This is a genomic window from uncultured Clostridium sp., from assembly GCF_963515715.1.
Taxonomy (GTDB): domain Bacteria; phylum Bacillota; class Clostridia; order Clostridiales; family Clostridiaceae; genus Clostridium_AW.
The window spans coordinates 126,234-144,048 of sequence record NZ_CAUPZS010000005.1 but is presented as its reverse complement, the minus strand read 5'-3'; the positions used below and the strand labels follow the sequence as shown (position 1 = coordinate 144,048).

Annotated in this window: 16 protein-coding genes and 1 other annotated feature; of the genes, 10 read left to right on the top strand and 6 right to left on the bottom strand. The window is 30.3% G+C overall.

Features of this window, described 5'->3' with window-relative positions:
- Positions 1-61: 61 nt before the first annotated feature.
- Positions 62-445, top strand: coding sequence for a RidA family protein (locus RYO54_RS06230; protein ID WP_315116765.1), 384 nt, complete (start codon positions 62-64; stop codon positions 443-445).
- 53 nt (positions 446-498) lie between these two features.
- On the opposite strand, the gene rluF is transcribed toward RYO54_RS06230, so the two are convergent.
- From rluF to RYO54_RS06215, 3 genes are read right to left on the bottom strand one after another with little or no spacing between them, the layout of a single operon-like run.
- Positions 499-1,236, bottom strand: a complete 738-nt coding sequence (gene rluF, locus RYO54_RS06225; RefSeq protein ID WP_315116762.1) for a 23S rRNA pseudouridine(2604) synthase RluF — start codon at positions 1,234-1,236, stop codon at positions 499-501.
- Between the two features lie 14 nt (positions 1,237-1,250).
- Entirely contained in the window at positions 1,251-2,570 is a 1,320-nt protein-coding gene (locus tag RYO54_RS06220) for a HAMP domain-containing sensor histidine kinase (protein ID WP_315116761.1), read from the bottom strand.
- Positions 2,571-2,592: 22 nt separating this feature from the next.
- Positions 2,593-3,255: a response regulator transcription factor gene (locus RYO54_RS06215; RefSeq protein ID WP_315116760.1), complete on the bottom strand. Its 663-nt coding sequence runs from the start codon at positions 3,253-3,255 to the stop codon at positions 2,593-2,595.
- Positions 3,256-3,479: 224 nt separating this feature from the next.
- Between RYO54_RS06215 and RYO54_RS06210 the strand changes: the two genes are divergently transcribed.
- Entirely contained in the window at positions 3,480-4,970 is a 1,491-nt protein-coding gene (locus tag RYO54_RS06210) for a glucosaminidase domain-containing protein (RefSeq protein ID WP_315116759.1), read from the top strand.
- Between the two features lie 42 nt (positions 4,971-5,012).
- On the opposite strand, the gene RYO54_RS06205 is transcribed toward RYO54_RS06210, so the two are convergent.
- Positions 5,013-5,258 (bottom strand): metal-binding protein, encoded by a 246-nt coding sequence (locus RYO54_RS06205; protein ID WP_315116756.1) that lies wholly within the window; start codon positions 5,256-5,258, stop codon positions 5,013-5,015.
- A 132-nt stretch (positions 5,259-5,390) separates the two neighbouring features.
- On the opposite strand from RYO54_RS06205, the gene RYO54_RS06200 reads away from it, so the two are divergent.
- The 4 genes from RYO54_RS06200 to RYO54_RS06185 all read left to right on the top strand — a co-directional run bounded on the left by RYO54_RS06200 (position 5,391) and on the right by RYO54_RS06185 (position 8,954).
- Positions 5,391-5,966 (top strand): nucleoside recognition domain-containing protein, encoded by a 576-nt coding sequence (locus tag RYO54_RS06200; RefSeq protein ID WP_315116755.1) that lies wholly within the window; start codon positions 5,391-5,393, stop codon positions 5,964-5,966.
- Between the two features lie 11 nt (positions 5,967-5,977).
- Positions 5,978-6,496: a spore maturation protein gene (locus tag RYO54_RS06195; protein ID WP_315116753.1), complete on the top strand. Its 519-nt coding sequence runs from the start codon at positions 5,978-5,980 to the stop codon at positions 6,494-6,496.
- An 84-nt stretch (positions 6,497-6,580) separates the two neighbouring features.
- Positions 6,581-7,306: an ABC transporter ATP-binding protein gene (locus RYO54_RS06190; RefSeq protein ID WP_315116752.1), complete on the top strand. Its 726-nt coding sequence runs from the start codon at positions 6,581-6,583 to the stop codon at positions 7,304-7,306.
- Positions 7,299-8,954: a putative ABC transporter permease subunit gene (locus RYO54_RS06185; RefSeq protein WP_315116750.1), complete on the top strand. Its 1,656-nt coding sequence runs from the start codon at positions 7,299-7,301 to the stop codon at positions 8,952-8,954. The genes RYO54_RS06190 and RYO54_RS06185 overlap by 8 nt, the downstream gene beginning before the upstream one ends.
- Positions 8,955-9,037: 83 nt before the next feature.
- On the opposite strand, the gene RYO54_RS06180 is transcribed toward RYO54_RS06185, so the two are convergent.
- Positions 9,038-10,375 carry an MATE family efflux transporter gene (locus tag RYO54_RS06180; protein WP_315116749.1) on the bottom strand — a complete coding sequence of 446 codons (1,338 nt, stop codon included), beginning with the start codon at positions 10,373-10,375 and terminating at the stop codon, positions 9,038-9,040.
- Positions 10,376-10,554: 179 nt separating this feature from the next.
- Entirely contained in the window at positions 10,555-11,910 is a 1,356-nt protein-coding gene (locus tag RYO54_RS06175; protein ID WP_315116815.1) for an MATE family efflux transporter, read from the bottom strand.
- Positions 11,911-12,114: 204 nt separating this feature from the next.
- Positions 12,115-12,350: a binding site (T-box leader), on the top strand.
- A gap of 67 nt (positions 12,351-12,417) precedes the next feature.
- Between RYO54_RS06175 and metG the strand changes: the two genes are divergently transcribed.
- From metG to RYO54_RS06155, 4 genes are all read left to right on the top strand, one after another.
- Positions 12,418-14,352, top strand: coding sequence for a methionine--tRNA ligase (metG, locus tag RYO54_RS06170; RefSeq protein WP_315116747.1), 1,935 nt, complete (start codon positions 12,418-12,420; stop codon positions 14,350-14,352).
- 165 nt (positions 14,353-14,517) lie between these two features.
- Positions 14,518-15,630, top strand: coding sequence for a DUF362 domain-containing protein (locus RYO54_RS06165; protein ID WP_315116745.1), 1,113 nt, complete (start codon positions 14,518-14,520; stop codon positions 15,628-15,630).
- A gap of 43 nt (positions 15,631-15,673) precedes the next feature.
- Positions 15,674-16,441, top strand: a complete 768-nt coding sequence (locus RYO54_RS06160) for a TatD family hydrolase (RefSeq protein WP_315116743.1) — start codon at positions 15,674-15,676, stop codon at positions 16,439-16,441.
- A gap of 290 nt (positions 16,442-16,731) precedes the next feature.
- Positions 16,732-17,772, top strand: coding sequence for a 3D domain-containing protein (locus RYO54_RS06155; RefSeq protein ID WP_315116742.1), 1,041 nt, complete (start codon positions 16,732-16,734; stop codon positions 17,770-17,772).
- Positions 17,773-17,815 lie beyond the last annotated feature (43 nt).

Sequence of the window (17,815 nt, the reverse complement as noted above, 5' to 3'; positions counted from 1 at the left end):
TATTAGTGGAAAAAATAAAATCTTAATTACTAAAAACTATTAACTAAAGGAGGAATTATAAATGAAAAAAGTTATTTCAACGGAGTTAGCACCTAAGGCAATAGGTCCATATTCACAGGGGATAGAATTTGGAGATTTGTTGTTTTTATCAGGTCAAATACCTGTGGATCCAGCAACAGGGGAAATAGTAACAGGAGAGGACCCAATAGTAGCTCAAACTCATCAATCTATGACAAACATAAAGAACATACTAGAATCTCAAGGATTAAGCTTCAATAATGTAATAAAGAGTACAGTATTTATTGCAGACATGAATGATTTTCCAAAGGTAAATGAAGTTTATGCTCAATATTTCAAAGAAACTTATCCAGCACGTTCTTGTGTACAAGTAGCTAAACTTCCAAAGGAAGCTTTAGTAGAAATTGAGATAATTGCTCATAAATAAATTTAAAAGAATATAAAGTTAAAAAAGGTGTCTTAATTAAAAGACACCTTTTTTTATTTAATTACAGAAGCTTCTTCAGTTTTAGAGGACCCCTCTATTAATTTCAATATTGTATGTAATTCATTATGAGTTAAATACCTCCATTTACCAATGGAAAGTCCTGATAATGTTACATTCATAATTCTTATTCTTTTTAGTTTTATGACATTGTATCCTAAAGTTTCGCACATCCTTCTTATTTGTCTGTTTAAACCTTGGGTTAATATTATTCTAAATACATTTCTGCCTTCTTTATATATTTTACAAGGTTTTGTTACTGTATCAAGAATTTTTACTCCTGAAGACATTTTTTTAATAAAATCCCCTGTTATAGGTTTATCTACAGTAACTATGTATTCTTTTTCATGATTATTTCCAGCTCTTAATATTTTGTTTACTATATCCCCATCATTTGTAAGAAAAATTAGTCCTTCAGAATCTTTATCTAATCTTCCTATGTGAAATATCCTCTCAGGATAATTTATAAAATTTACTATGTTATTTTTCTCTTTTTTATCTGTAGTACACACGATACCCACTGGCTTATTTAGAGCTAAATAAACTGATTTAGGTTTTTGACCTATAGTTTTTCCGTTAAGACTTACCTCATCTCCATCATAAACTTTTGAGCCAGTTATAGCTATGTTGCCGTTTATAGTTACTTTACCGAGTTCTATTAATTTATCAGCTTCTCTCCTTGAACAAATTCCTTTTTCGCTAATAAATTTATTAATTCTTATTCCTTCATTCATAAGTTCCCTAAACCTCACTTTGAATAATAATCCTTAGATATTATAAAATAAAATTCAGAGCCTGAGCCTAATTTACTATTTACACCATAATCAAAATTATGAAGTTTTAAAATTTGACTGCAGATAGGAAGACCTAATCCCATTCCGCCGCTTTGAGAGTGCTTATAATATCTATTCCATATATCATGTATCATATCCTCTTCTATTCCTAACCCTTTATCTTTGACGGATACCATTATACCATTATTATTGTACTTTATATACAATTCTATTTTACATGAGTTTGGGCTAAATTTAATAGCATTATCCATAAAGTTATATAAAACTCTTTCTAAAGCTATCTTATCCCCATAAATAAGGGTATTCTTTGATATATCAAAAATTAAATCTATAAATATATTTTTTTCTAAAGCTCTATATTTAAATTTATTTATTAAAGAGTTTAAAAACTCATAGATATTAAATTTTGTCTTATTTAATTTAAGCTTTCCTTCTTGAAGCTTAGATAGCTGTAAAATATCCATAACTAGGTCGTTTAATTTGTCTACCTCATCTATAATATCTTTAGAATATTTTTGAGCTGATTCTAAATCTACTAATCCGTCATGTATTGCTTCGCTATAGTTTCTTATTATACTTAATGGAGTTTTAAAGTCATGTGATACATTTGCTATAAAATCTCTTTGCATGGAATATTTCTCCTCTAGTTTTATAGCCATATTTTTTAAACTCAAAGATAGTTCTTCGATTTCATCTCCTGTATTTACTACCATATCAGCTTTAAAATTTCCATTAGAAATATCATAAGAGGATTTTTGTAATTTTAATATAGGTCGGGTAAAATTTTTACCCCAAATTAGTATAAAAGGTATGCACACTATTAATGACATTAAAAATACCATGGATAATACAGTGTTAATTACTCTTATATAATCTGTAGTAGCTTTTAAATTTTCAAATAGTATTATTGTACCTATATCAGTATCCATCCTATAATAAAGATATTCTTCCCCCATATGATGCTTGAATGTACCTTTTTCACCTATGGAATTAATATTTTTACTGTGCAAAAATCCCATTAAAGCCATTCTGTTTTTTCCTATGCCATAAGCAGAGTCTTTAGTTATGATTACTCCAGTAGCATCAATACTTTCATATGGAGTACCTTCTATTATAGCATTATGAACATTTTCTATCTTAGATTTTAGTTGAGTATATTGATTTTGAACATAAAATTTGGATAAGAAAATTGAACTGGTTAAAAATGATAAAATAACCACGAATGCCATTATCAATAAAAAACCCTTTATTAATTTTTTCGTTATCTTTTCCATAACTTTAATCCTCCGAAGGTTATCATATTTCTAATTTGTAACCAACTCCCCATACAGTTTTTACATGTTCATTACAAAATTTAATTTTTTCTCTTAAATTTTTCACGTGAGTATCTATAGTTCTAGTATCTCCGGCAAAATCATAACCCCAGACCTTATCTAAAAGTTGAGCTCTTTTGAAAACTTGAGAGGGGTTTTGGCAGAAAAATAGCAATAAGTCAAACTCCTTTGGAGTTAAATTTATTTCAATTCCATTCTCTATAACTTCCCTTTTATCTTCATTAATAGTCATATTTTTAAAGTTAAAAGTATTATCCTTACTAGGAGAACTGTTTATTCTTAAGTTTACTCTAAGAACTAATTCTCTCATACTTAAAGGTTTAACCATATAGTCATCTGCTCCTAATTCTAATCCGAAGATTCTATCATCTTCTTCACCTCTAGCAGTAGTAAGTATTACAGGGGTGTTACCTATAGATTTTATTTTTTTAAGAAGGAACCAACCGTCCTTTTTAGGCATCATCACATCTAATATTATTAGATCAAAAGTTCTATTTTCAATAAAGGATTCTCCTTCATCACCATCACTAGCTGTAAATACTTCATATCCTTCATTTTTTAAATATAAAACCATAACTTCAGAGAGTTTTCTTTCATCTTCAATAATTAATATTTTTTTTCTCATTTCTCTATACCTCATCATTTTTATTTAAAATATAATAAATGCTATAAAAATATGTAGAAATTATAAGCATTAAATATAATATCCCTTAATAACATTATATAAATTTATAATATAATTTAAAATATAATTAATAAAATGAACTATTCGTTTATTTTTCATAGCAAAAATGTTAAATGTTATATATAATAATTATATATAACAATAATTACGGTAGGGGGTATTTTATGAAATTTTTGAGAAAGACTGCATTAACTTTTTTTATAGCAATGACTGTTGGAGCAGGAAGCGTGTTAGCTGCTGAAAATTTTACAGAGATAGGTAGCAAAACTGGTGTGGCTACAGATAAAAAGTGGACTGTTACATTTAATTTAAATTTAGATAAAGATACTATAAATGACGAAAATATTACCGTTACAGATGCAAAAGGTAATAAAGTAAAGGCAGCTGTATCCATGGGAGCTACAGATGGTACTGTAATAATAACGCCTAAAACAGAAGGATACTTGCCAGGAAGTACATATTATGTAAATTTTGGAACGGGAATAAAATCTTCGGGAGGAAAAACTTTTTCATTGCCAAAAAGAATGAAGTTTGTAACTACAGGAAAGTTCTCAGATGCTTCAACGTATGAGGGAGTTCCTAATATTGTACAAGCTAATATGGAATATGAGCCTATATTACCTAATCAAAAACAAACTTTCAATTTAAAATCTTCTTCAGAGGACGTACAATATAGAATATTTGTGAGTAAATATGTTTATAAATTTGATAGACATGAACCTTATGAAGAAATTACCAATGGGTATGTAAGTGCAAAAGATGGAAAGATAACCACAGATAAATTATTTGAATCAGGAGAAAATGGAGAAAAATATAAAATATTAATTTATGTTAAAAGAACTAATAAACAAGGAGCTCATGTGGATGAAAATACAGATTATGATAACTATTATATAGATTATTTAAGATGTGTAGATTCTGTAGACAGATCTGTATTTACTGATTTAAATTTGAATTTTACTTTTAACGAAGCTTTGGACAAGCAAAATAATACTAAGGTATCAGTGACAGATGAGGGACCAACTTCTTGGGTAGGAGCTAGTGCTAATCAGATAAAATACTATATGAATCCATTGAATTTCACAGACGAATATGGTAAATATATGTTCCTAAAATTGAGCTATATAGATGATAGTATTACTGAACAAGATTTAAATGGTATGCTTAAAGGTAAAGGAGTACTAGAGGAAAAGGGAAAGGCTTTTTTACAAGCAGCGAAAGAAAATAATATAAATCCAGCTTATTTAGTATCTCATGCACTCTTAGAAACTGGTGGGGGAACATCAAAACTTGCTACAGGAATAGAAGTAGACGGAAAAGAAGGAAAGAAAATAGTACATAATACTTATGGAATAAGAGCTATTGATGATGATCCTAATAAATATGGATCAGAATATGCATATGAGGAAAAGTGGTTTACTATAGAGGAAGCTATAATTGGAGGAGCAAAATATATTGCTGAAAAGTATGTAAATAATCCTACAGTAAAAAGAGATACATTATATAAAATGAAATGGAACCCTTCAACACCAGGAAGCTATCAATATGCTACAGATATTGGATGGGCATATAAGCAAGTAGTTAAAATTAAAGAGTTAATGGATCAATGTAAAAACCCTACATTAGAGTTTGAGCTTCCAGTGCATAAAAATTAAGAATAAAGATTAAAAAGGATTTTAGCAAAGCTAAAATCCTTTTTAATTTAAAGTACCTTTTTTTCTCTTTTTTTTATGAATCTCATCTATAAATGGCGCGTAAAATTCAAATATTTTTTCATGTCCACAATCGGAACACACACATATACAAATATCATGAGGAACATCATCTATTAAGTCTATATTTAAGTCATCAGCAAAGTATTCCCCACCACATACTTCACAAGGAGTACCATTTATTATTTTATATTCACTTTCAATATATTCCATTATATCTTTAATAGTCATAAGTGACCTCCAATTCAACTAAATATCACATTATACATGGTAACACTATTAAAAATTAATTGCAATACAAAGGTTTTAATTTACATATACATTAAATAGGCCTTTGTAGCAATAAATATTTAGGAGGAAAGTATGATAAATTATATCTGGTTTTTAATTTTAAGTTCTGGAATTATAGTGGGAATAGTTACGGGGAGGGGAGAGATAATATCTCAAGCTATAGTATCTTCTACAAATTCAACTGTTGAACTCATTATAAAGCTATTAGGTATGATGTGTTTGTGGTGTGGAGTAATGAAGATAGCTCAAAAGAGTGGATTGACGGATAAATTAGCAAAGCTTCTAAAGCCTATACTAAAATTATTGATGAAAGAAGGGGGGGATGATGATAGTACCCTAGGTCCTATGGTTATGAATATTACAGCAAACATGATGGGCTTATCCAATGCAGCTACTCCTTCTGGAATAAAGGCAATGGAAGGTCTACAAAGGATTAATAGAAAGAAGGATACCGCTAGTGATGATATGGCTTTATTTTTGGTGTTAAATGCAGCATGTATTCAGTTTATTCCTACTACAGTAATATCTATAAGGGCTGCTGCTGGATCTAAAAATCCAGGGGAAATAATAGTTCCAGCTATAATTACTACTACTTGTGCTGCAATAGTAGGGGTAATATGCTGTAAAATACTAGAAAAGCATTTTTGATGGAGGGGGCTATGAACATATCAAATTTAATTATACCTATTATTATTGTGTTAATTACCACTTATGGAATGATAAAGGGAGTTAAAGTATACGAGTGTTTCATTGAAGGAGCTAAAGAAGGTATGAGTATTTGTGTTAGAATATTTCCTTACCTTTTAGCAATGATATTAGCCGTAACAGTCCTAAGAGAGTCTAAGGTTCTTGACTATATAATTGGAATTATAAATCCTATAGTAAAATTTATTGGTTTACCAGGAGAAGTAGTTCCATTAGTGCTAATAAAGCCTCTATCTGGAAGCGGAGCTTTAGGAGTATTTACAGATATCATAACTAATCACGGAGCTGATAGTTATATAGGAAGAATTGCTTCCATAATAATGGGATCTACGGAAACTATTTTTTATACAATTACAGTTTATTTTGGGGCGGTAGGTATAAAAAAGATAAGACATACTTTGTGGGCAGCCATACTTGCTGATTTAACAGCTATAATAGTATCAGTAATAGTAGTAACATTAATTTTTTATTAAAACAAAAAATAATTTATTCTATAAGTCTTAGAATTGTGCTAATATTTAAATAGTACTACAACTTAGCAAAGAAGGAGAAATGCTATGATAGAGATTATTGATGTAAACAAGTCATACAGTGGAAGCACAAAAGCAGTAGACAATATAAATTTAAAGATAGAAGATGGGGAGATTTTTGGATTTCTAGGACCAAATGGAGCAGGTAAAACTACTACTATAAAAATGATAACAGGAATATTGCATTCCGATAGTGGTTCTATAAAAATTAATGGAATTGATGTTAAAGAAGACCCTTTAAAGGCTAAAAAGCAATTTGGATTTGTACCTGATAATCCAGATATGTTTTTGAAGTTAAAGGGAATGGAATACTTAAATTTTATGGCAGATATTTATGATGTGCCAAAGGAAGATAGGAAACCAATAATTGAAAAATTAAGTAGAGAGTTTGGATTAGAATCAGCTTTAGGAGATCAGATACAGAGCTACTCTCATGGTATGAGGCAAAAAATAATTATTATTGGTGCTCTTATACATAATCCATCTGTATGGATTTTAGATGAGCCTATGACAGGCTTAGATCCTAAGTCATCATACTTATTAAAAGAAATGATGAGAGAGCATGCAGATAGAGGTAATGTAGTGTTTTTCTCCACTCATGTACTAGAGGTAGCAGAAAAGCTATGCGATAGAGTGGCTATAATAAATAAAGGTAAGATTTTATTCTGTGGAACGCTTGAAGAAATAAAGAATCATTTTAAGGAAAATGATTCTTTAGAAAGGATATTCTTAGATATTACTGAAAATGAATAAGTATATTTCTTTAGTAAAAGTATTATTAAAAACCTCTAATGAAAATTTAACCAATAGTAAAAAGCGTTCCAAAACTATAATATTATATTCATTATTATTATTGGCTTTAGTCCCTTTTATGTTTCAAATAGGTAGTATGACAGGATATTTATATGATTCACTATCAAGAATAAATCAAGAAGGTATGATATTAGCTTTAGCTTTAGCCGTAACTTCACTGTCCATAATGATTTTAGGTGTTTTGTATGTAATAAATGTATTTTACTTTTCAAGTGATATAGAATATTTACTCCCATTGCCTTTAAAACCTTCTCTGATATTGAGCGGTAAATTTACTGTAACAGTAATATACGAATATATAATTGAGGCAATGTTTCTGTTTCCTGTTTTTATTAAGTATGGCATTAAAAGCGGCGCTGGAATATTATACTATATGTACTCGCTTATAGTATTTCTATTTACTCCAGTAGTACCTTTGATCCTGTCATCTATAATAGTAATAATAATTATGAGATTTACAAATATAGCTAAAAATAAAGATAGATTTAAGATGATATCTGGCTTCTTTGCCATGTTTCTAGCTCTAGGGGTTAATTTAGCTGTTCAGAAGCTTGTTGGTAGAAGTAACGTAGATATTCAACAAATTATTACTAGTGGAGATAATTCATATATAAATATAATATCTAATATATTTCCTACGATTAGATTTTCTTCACTGGCACTAACAAATTCCTATAATATTAAAGGATTACTCTATTTTTTATCTTTCCTAGTTATAAATGCTGTATTATTTAGTGCATTTTTATTTATTGGAGAAAAGATATACTTTAAAGGAGTGGTGGGACTCTCTCAATCTTCTTCAAAAAGAAAGAAGTATGAAGAAGAAGAATTAAGAAAAGTCATAGTGAGAAAATCACCTTTAATGAGTTATACTTTAAAAGAAATAAAGATGCTTATAAGAACACCTATATATTTTTTAAACTGCGTAATAATAAATTTTTTATGGCCTGTATTTTTAATTATACCTATGATATTACAGCCGGAAAGTAAAGATGCTATTCCAATAGTATCAAACATTTTAAGAAATAGCGACAATTTAGGTATAGTTATAGGAGGAGTAGCTGCAGGGGCTTTATTTATATCCTCTGCTAATGGAATAACATCTACCTCTATATCTAGAGAAGGACAGAATGTTTATTTTAATAAGTTTATACCACTAAATTACAATATAATAATAATGGCAAAAGTTTTGTCTGGAGCTTTATTTAGCTTCGTAGGGTTACTATTATCATTTATAATCTTTTATGTGGTATTAAAACCTACAGTTAACATAATAATTTTATCTATATTAGCTAGTATATTTGCTATAATTCTTGCTTCACTTATGGGAATAACTATAGATTTAAATTTTCCTAAATTAAATTGGGATAGTGAGCAGAAGGCCGTGAAACAAAATTTTAATGTTTTAATAAACATGGTGGTAAATGTGATTTTTGCAGTTATAACAATAAAAACTATAAATGCTTTTAAGTTAGACGGTTTATCAGTATTTTTCTTTATAATAGTACTGTATTCTGTTATAAGCTTATTATTGTATTTATATTTAAAAAGAAATGTGAATAAAATTTTTGAGGGAATTACAAATTAGAAAATTATCAATATAAAAAGCTTTTGGGATATCCAAAAGCTTTTTATTAATGGTTAAGATTTTATAATAGAATTTTAATAAATTTACATTTTAGCATTTAAAACAGATTTTTTAAAAAATAGGTATGCTATAAATACGGTAAGCACTTCAGCTATAGGAACCGATAGCCATACACCCTTATTACCTAAAAATATAGGTAGAATAAATAATAAGGGTAGTAGCAAAATTAAGCTTCTGCATAGAGATATAATTACAGATTCTTTCCATTTCCCTATTGATTGCAAACCAGAAGCTATAACAATGTTGATACCAGAAATAAATAAAGCTGGGAAATAATAAATAACGGCGCTTACAGAAGTATTAATAAGATCAATATCTTTACCTGCGAATATAGATATTGGATATTTACCTAAATTATATAAAAGAAAATAGATGACAGTTCCAACGATTGTAGAAATTATTAAACTTATATTTATAATATCTTTAATTTTTGAATTTTCTTCGGAGCCGCGAAAGAAGCTTATCAGTGGCTGAGACCCTTCTGCCATACCTAAGAATATGGATATTGCTATTAAAGCTATATATCCTACAATACCATAGGCTGCAAAACCTAGTGACCCCATGTACATACCTATGGCAATATTACAACAAAGTGTAGTTATGCCTAAAGCAAATTCCATCATAAAAGATGGTATACCTCTTTTTATAGTTAAAAGTATGATCTCAAGATCTAATTTTACCTTCTCAAAATATAAGTTTCCTTTTTTTCTTAAAAAATGCGGCAACATTATAAGTATACTGAATATGGGACCAAGACCAGTTGCTAAAGCAGCACCAGCAAGTCCCATCTTAAGTGGAACCATAAAGTACCAGTCTAAAAAGATGTTTGATAAAGCACCTACAATCTGTGCAATCATTACAAGTGATGGTTTTGAATCATTTCTAAGCCATGTGCACATACCATAACTGAGCATAAAAGCAGGGCAAAATGCAAAGAAATAGGTTAGGTACTCTACTACCAAGTGAATAATATCAGGAGTAGCTCCTAGAAAACTTGATAAAGGATATATAAATATCAACGATAATCCTGCAATTATTATAGAAATTGCCATCAACAATCTAAAGGATAGATTAAAAATTCTTCGCCCTTCTTTAGTATTTCCAGCACCATTGCTATTAGAGATAAGTACTCCAGCACCAACAGAGATAAGCATGCTTAAAGCAAGTAATACCTCTACTACAGGTACTCCTACGGTTACAGCTGCTAAGGCTTCTCTTCCTAAAAGTCTCGCTACGAATAATCCGTCAACTAAAATATATAGAGAGTTGAAAATAAGACCAGCAATGCCTGGAATAGCATAGGATAAAAATAAACGTAAAAGATCCTTTTTGTTATTAGTAACTTCATATACGTTGTCCATAAATAAATTCTCCTCCTTAAATAAAAATAAAAAAGTAGGCTTGATGCACATTCAAGCCTACTTATGCAAACTAATCTCGTATTAATAGTATTAATTCCCCGGCGAGAACTAATACAACGAATATTATTAAATTTCATTATATATTATCAAAGTTAAGTACATATGTCAATATATTACTTTTAATTTTTATAGCTGTTAATTAAAGCATGAAATTTTTTTCTATAAACTATATACATCACTGTTCCTTGGAATATCCATTGTATAGCTGTAATCACCCATACCCATACTACTGATAATTTTAATATATATATAAAATAAATCATTAGTGGAAGTCTAATAAACCAATTAGATATAAAAGATACTATAAAAGGTGTTTTTGTATCTCCCGCTCCATTTAAAGCACCACTTAAAATCATATGAACTCCCATAAAAGGTTGTTCGATGGAGGCTATCATAAGGCAGGTTGCCCCTAAGTTAATTACATCTACCTCGTTCTTACTTATAAAAAGAGATATAAGAAATTTTGGGAATACTAGAAACATTACTCCGCATAATAACATAAGTAGAGTCCCTATAATTGTACTAGTTTTTGTATATTCTTTTGCTTCTTTAAAATTCTTTTCCCCAATTTTATGTCCTACCAAAGTCGTAGTAGCTACGGCAAATCCATTACCAGGCATGAAAGAAATTGACTCTATAGTAGTAGTAATTTGATTAGCAGCAAAGGCTAATTCTCCTAAATGCATTACCATAATTGTACCAATAAGTCTTATTACACTAAAAGCTCCCTCTTGGAGAGAAGAGGGTATGGATAATTTTATAAGATCTTTGCATCTAGAAAAGGAAAGGTTTTTTATATATTTTAATCTTGGTTTAATTGAAGAATGTTTCAAAGTATAATAACTTATAAAAATGAAGCCTGAAAAATGAGCTATGGCGGTAGCTATGGCCGCTCCTTTAATACCCAGTTCTGGGAAGCCTAATTTTCCAAAGATTAAAACCCAATCTAAAAACAAGTTTATAACATTTATTATTGCAGAAGCTAGTAAAGGGATTTTTGTATTTTTTCCTCCTCTTAGTATAGAATTTAATACGTTCATTGTCATATTAAAGAATATACCTAAAGAGGTTATCCTCATGTAAATAATCCCATATTTTAATACATCATTTTTAGCTCCAGCATAGGCTAAAATAGTAGGAGCAAATATAAAGGTTGTACTAGATATAAGTAGTGCCAATATTGAACCTGTAAGTAAGCCTAAAGTAGCATACTCTTCAGCTAAATTTTTTTCATTGGCTCCTAACTTTCTTGATACTAACGATACAGTTCCTACAGATACACCGACTGCAATAAATATATTTACCAAGGAGTATAGTATTTCAGAACTAAGTCCTACAGTACTTACAGCCACTTGTCCACCATATTTCCCAACCATCATAGTATCCAGAACCCAAATCATCATGTAAAGGATCATTTCTCCTACCGCGGGCAAAGCTAAATGCAAAACTTCTTTTATTATTTTTTTATTTATGATATATTCCTCCTCGTAAACATAAAATTGTTTATTATATTTATTATATTAATAATTAATTACAAATATAATAGTACATTACATTTACGTGAGGTGGCAAGACTATTAAAGTAGGTGAGAAGAGCTAGTTGAATATATAAATGGAATTAGTGGAATAATAAATAAAATAAAGTAGTTGACAAGACTTGTTTATATATTATAATTATACTAAATGCAATGATAGGAAGAGTATTAAATGAAAGTACTTAAAGAGAGCCAGGAAAGGTGAAAGCTGGTAGTGTGGAAGTTTATGAACATGGTCCTAGAGCATGTTGTCTGAAGATTACAGTAGGGCGATGCGGTAGCAACCGTTATATTGCAAGGTGATTATTAGTCACTTATGGAGATTCTATCTGTGAGGATAGAATAAATTAGAGTGGTAACGCGTAAATTGCGCCTCTATACAGCAAAACTGTATAGAGGCTTTTTTATTTTATGAAGTGATTTTTAGTTTTAAAAGGAGGATTTAAAATGGAAAAGAAGACTTATTATATTACTACCCCAATATACTATCCGTCAGCTAAATTACACATAGGAAATACGTACACTACAATAGCAGCAGACGCATTAGCAAGATTTAAGAGACTTACAGGTTACGATGTAATGTTCTTAACTGGAACAGATGAACATGGGCAAAAGATTCAAAGGTTGGCTGAAGCTAAGGGAGTCACACCAAAGGAATATGTAGATGAGATTGTAGCAAGCATTAAGGATTTATGGAAATTAATGAATGTAAGTTATGATAGATTTATAAGAACTACAGATGACTATCATATAAGTGCTGTTCAAAAGATATTTAAGCAACTTTATGATCAAGGTGATATATATAAAAGTGAGTATGAGGGATGGTATTGTACTCCATGTGAGTCATTTTGGACAGAAACTCAGTTGACAGAGCATAAATGCCCGGATTGTGGTAGAGCTGTAGAAAAAGCAAAGGAAGAGGCATACTTTTTTAAAATGTCAAAATATGCAGATAGACTTTTGGAGCATATAGAGAGTCATCCTCATTTCATACAACCAGAGTCAAGAAAAAATGAAATGATCAATAATTTCTTAAAACCAGGATTACAGGATTTATGTATATCAAGAACTTCTTTTGACTGGGGTATACCTGTAAGTTTTGATGAAAAACATGTTATATATGTTTGGATAGATGCCTTAGCAAACTATATAACTGCATTAGGATATAATAGTGGAAAGGAAGAATTATTAAACAAATATTGGCCAGCGGATGTACATCTTGTTGGAAAAGATATTTTGAGATTCCACACTATTTATTGGCCAATTATGTTAATGGCATTAGGAGTTCCACTACCTAAGCAAGTATTTGGGCATGGTTGGTTATTAGTAGATGGAGGGAAAATGTCAAAATCCAAAGGCAATGTAGTAGATCCAGTAGTACTTGTTGATCACTTTGGAGCTGATGCAGTAAGATACTATCTATTAAGAGAGATACCTTTTGGAGCTGATGGAATATTTAATAATGAATTATTCATACAAAAGATCAATTCAGATTTAGCCAATGATTTAGGAAATCTATTGTCAAGAACTACAGCTATGATACAAAAATACTTTGATGGGGTAATTCCAGCTCCAACTTGTAAAGAAGATATTGATGATAATTTAATTAACCTAGCAATTAGTACTTCTAAAAAAGTAGAAGAGCATATTGACAAGTTAAGAATACCTGAAGCCTTAGACGAGATATGGGCTTTAATTGGAAGAGCTAATAAATATATAGATGAAACTACTCCTTGGATATTAGCTAAGGATGAGGATAAAAAAGAAAGATTAGGAACAGTGCTTTATAACTTAGCAGAAGCTTTAAGAATAGTGTCTGTGTTACTTTCGGCATTCTTACCAGAAACAAGTGCTAAGATTAATGTACAATTAAATGTTGAGGCTACTACTTGGGAAAGTATAGCATCCTTTGATGGAACAAGTGCAGGAACTAAGGTAGTAAAAGGAGATGCAATATTTCCAAGAATAGATATTGAAGCTAAGATTGAAGAATTAAATAAATTAAAAGAAGAACAAATGAAAGAAAGTGCTCCTAAAATGCAACCACTAAAGGAAGAAATAACTATAGAAGATTTCGAAAAAGTAGACTTAAGAGTAGTTAAAGTTTTATCCTGTGAACCTGTTAAAGGAGCTAAAAAATTATTAAAGCTTAAGGTAGACTTGGCTGGAGAAGAAAGACAGGTAATATCAGGTATAGCGCAGTATTACAAGCCTGAAGAACTTGTAGGAAAATATGTTGTATTAGTGGCTAACTTAAAACCTGCAAAATTAAGAGGAGAAATTTCTCAAGGAATGATTTTGGCTGCAGCTACTGACGATGATAGCAAATTATTTGTAGTAGATGTTCCAGAAGAATTACCAACAGGAAGCATTGTTAGATAGTGAAAAGTTAAAAATTAAGAGTGAAGAGTATTGGATGAAATTCCTTTATTCTTCACTCTTAATTTTTAAATAATCTAAATATTATCCATATTATAACATATATCCTTTTGATATGTAGTCTTCTATATGATAAAATATTCATACAAATAAAAAGAGGTGATTTGTATGGAAAAATCAAAGGTTTATTTTACGGATTTGAGAACAAGACCTGGACTTAATTTACTTGACAAACTAGAAAAACTAGTAAAAAAAGCTGGAATTAATAATATAGATTTTAAAAATAAGTTTGTAGCTATTAAAATTCACTTTGGTGAACCAGGTAATTTAGCTTATATAAGGCCTAATTATGCTAGAAGGTTGGTAGATATAATTAAGGAACTGGGAGGCAAACCATTTTTAACAGATGCTAATACTCTTTATAAAGGCAGAAGAGACAATGCATTAGACCATTTGGAAGCTGCAATGGAGAATGGATTTAATCCACTAACTTTAGGGTGCCAAATTTTAATTGCCGATGGTCTTAAGGGGACGGATTATAGCGAAGTAGAAATAGAAGATGGGGTACATTGCAAAACTGCTAAAATTGGAACTGCTATTGCAGATGCAGATATTATTATTTCTATGAATCACTTTAAAGGGCATGAAATGACTGGATTTGGAGGGGCAATTAAGAACTTAGGAATGGGCTCAGGTTCTAGAGGTGGAAAATTAGAAATGCATTCAGCATCTCAGCCCAAGATAGTTAAGAAAAATTGCGTAAGTTGTGGCTTTTGCATGAAGAGTTGTTCACAAGATGCTATATCCTATGATAATGATAAAAAAGCAGAAATAAATTATGTAAAATGCATAGGTTGTGGGCAGTGTGTAGCAGTTTGTCAATTTAATTCTGCTCAAGTTATTTGGAATGAATCAGCAGATATTGCAAATGAAAAAATTGCTGAATATACATGTGCAGTTATAAAAGGTAAACCTCATTTCCATATAAGTTTTATTATGAATGTATCACCAAATTGTGATTGTTGGGATAGTAATGATACACCTATAGTTCCAGATATAGGCATAGCGGCATCTTTCGATCCAATTGCACTTGATATGGCTTGTGTAGATTTGGTAAATGGGGCACCTATGATGAAAAATACAATATTGGAAGATAAATGTTATCATCAAGGGCATGATAAGTTTACACACATTCATAGTAATACAAATTGGAAAGCAGGACTAGACCATGGAGTGAAGCTAGGAATTGGCAATGAAGATTACGAGCTTATTATAATATAATTTTAGAGTTATACATTAGAGCTTATACATAGGAGGAATTTTAATGTTTATATTTGATTCACATGCACATTATGATGATGAGAGTTTTGATAAAGATAGAGAAGAAATACTAGAAGAATTAAAAGAGAGCGATGTTATAGGAGTATTAAATTGTGGTTCTTCCTTTCAAGGAGCTAAAGACTCAGTAAAGCTAGCAAGAGAAAATACTATGTTTTATGCAGCAGTAGGAATACATCCAGAGTATGCAGATGAAGTTAATGATGAATTAATAAAAGAAATAAGAAAAATGACAGAATATGAAAAGGTTAGAGCCATAGGAGAAATAGGATTAGATTATTATTACGATGAAAATCCTCCTAGAGAGGTTCAAAGATATGCTTTTATAAAACAAATGGAATTAGCTAAAGAGCTTAATTTGCCAGTAGTGATACATGATAGAGACGCTCATGCCGATACATTGGAGATATTAAAAATGTTTCCAGATGTAAAAGGGGTTATACACTGTTTTTCAGGGAGCGTTGAATTTGCAAGGGAATGTTTAAAGTTAGGCTATTATATAGGATTTACTGGAGTAGTTACTTTTAAAAACGCTAAGAAAATAGTGGAAGTGGCTAAGGAAGTTCCTCTAGATAAAATTTTAGTGGAAACTGATTGCCCCTACATGGCTCCTACACCATTTAGAGGAAAGAGAAATAGATCTGAGTATATAAGTTATATATTGGAAGAAATTGCAAATATAAAAGAAATCTCCATAGATGCACTTAGTAATCAAACTATTTCAAACGTGAGAGAGTTGCTAAAAATAAAATAATAGTGTAAAATAACTTTATGTATTTTACAAGAAAAGGGTAATTATTTTGTGATAAGTGATTAAAAATTAAATAATTGGCATATAATATAATAACTTAAATTGTAATAAATTCCACCTTTAGAGACTGTTGCCATATAAAACCGCAATAATATATTTATTATAAACTTATGCACAGTGTTGCATTTAAACAGTCAAAATATAAGGAAATTTGACAAAACGAAATTTTAAGGATATAATCTTCAAATGTCCTAAAGAATAGGAACCATACGTTTTGCCAAAGGGAGGTATTTATGGTGGAAAAATTAAAAAATTCTATCAAAAATTATTTTTCCAATGGTCCTAAGGCAGTTTTCGTTACTGTATTATTAATCATGATTAGTACTGTTATAATAACTGGTACTAGAAAAACTTTGTATGTTTATATTGATGGTAAAGAAAATAAAATAACGACATTTAGATCAAACTTAGAAAAAGCTTTAACTGCTAGTGATATAGAAATAGGATCAAAGGATAAAGTAACACCGGGGTTAGGCAGTAATATAAAAGATAAAGATAAAATATATATTAAAAAAGCTGTAAATGTTGAACTGGAGTTAGATGGAAAAACTTTAACTATCCAATCTGCAGAAGATGATGTAGAGACTATGTTAACGGCAGAAGGAATACAGTTAAATGCACTTGACAGAGTAAGTCCATCTAAAGAAGAACCACTTGGCGAGGATTTAAAGGTTGAGATAACTAGAGTTGATAGCAAAGAATTAAAAGAAGTGAAAACTCTAGACTTTGCCACTGTTACTAAAAGCGATGGCAATTTAGATCAGGGAAAGAACAAAGTTATTCAACAGGGTCAACCTGGAGAAAAAGTTATTACTACAAGAGTAGTTTATGAAAATGGAAAAGAAGTTTCAAAAAAAGTAATAAGTGAAGTGGTTACTAAGAAGCCAGTTGAAAAAATAATTGCTATGGGGACATCAGGAAATTATACTCCATCGCGTGGTACTAATATGCGTTATTCAAACGTAATGAGAATGAAAGCAACTGCTTATACTTCTGATTACGAGTCTACAGGAAAGAGTCCTGGTCATCCACAGTTTGGAATAACCGCGACAGGAACTACAGCGAGAAGAAATAATGGTGGTTATAGTACTATAGCAGTTGACCCAAGAGTTATTCCTCTAGGAACTAAGGTTTATGTAGAAGGTTATGGCTATGCCATAGCAGAGGATACTGGTGGAGCTATTAAAGGAAACATAATAGATGTTTATCTTGATAACAATAACCAGGCTAACAATTGGGGAGTAAAATGGGTAAACGTTTATATACTTAAGTAAAATAGGGAGCCGTAGGCTCCTATTTTTTTGGTGTTGGGAGAGG

Coding starts and splice junctions, on each gene's coding strand:
- RYO54_RS06210 (WP_315116759.1), top strand. CDS start 3,480: ATGAAATTTTTGAGAAAGACTGCATTAACTTTTTTTATAGCAATGACT.
- RYO54_RS06185 (WP_315116750.1), top strand. CDS start 7,299: ATGAATAAGTATATTTCTTTAGTAAAAGTATTATTAAAAACCTCTAAT.
- RYO54_RS06215 (WP_315116760.1), bottom strand. CDS start 3,255: ATGAGAAAAAAAATATTAATTATTGAAGATGAAAGAAAACTCTCTGAA.
- RYO54_RS06165 (WP_315116745.1), top strand. CDS start 14,518: ATGGAAAAATCAAAGGTTTATTTTACGGATTTGAGAACAAGACCTGGA.
- rluF (WP_315116762.1), bottom strand. CDS start 1,236: ATGAATGAAGGAATAAGAATTAATAAATTTATTAGCGAAAAAGGAATT.
- RYO54_RS06205 (WP_315116756.1), bottom strand. CDS start 5,258: ATGACTATTAAAGATATAATGGAATATATTGAAAGTGAATATAAAATA.
- RYO54_RS06155 (WP_315116742.1), top strand. CDS start 16,732: ATGGTGGAAAAATTAAAAAATTCTATCAAAAATTATTTTTCCAATGGT.
- metG (WP_315116747.1), top strand. CDS start 12,418: ATGGAAAAGAAGACTTATTATATTACTACCCCAATATACTATCCGTCA.
- RYO54_RS06195 (WP_315116753.1), top strand. CDS start 5,978: ATGAACATATCAAATTTAATTATACCTATTATTATTGTGTTAATTACC.
- RYO54_RS06190 (WP_315116752.1), top strand. CDS start 6,581: ATGATAGAGATTATTGATGTAAACAAGTCATACAGTGGAAGCACAAAA.
- RYO54_RS06220 (WP_315116761.1), bottom strand. CDS start 2,570: ATGGAAAAGATAACGAAAAAATTAATAAAGGGTTTTTTATTGATAATG.
- RYO54_RS06200 (WP_315116755.1), top strand. CDS start 5,391: ATGATAAATTATATCTGGTTTTTAATTTTAAGTTCTGGAATTATAGTG.
- RYO54_RS06230 (WP_315116765.1), top strand. CDS start 62: ATGAAAAAAGTTATTTCAACGGAGTTAGCACCTAAGGCAATAGGTCCA.
- RYO54_RS06180 (WP_315116749.1), bottom strand. CDS start 10,375: ATGGACAACGTATATGAAGTTACTAATAACAAAAAGGATCTTTTACGT.
- RYO54_RS06160 (WP_315116743.1), top strand. CDS start 15,674: ATGTTTATATTTGATTCACATGCACATTATGATGATGAGAGTTTTGAT.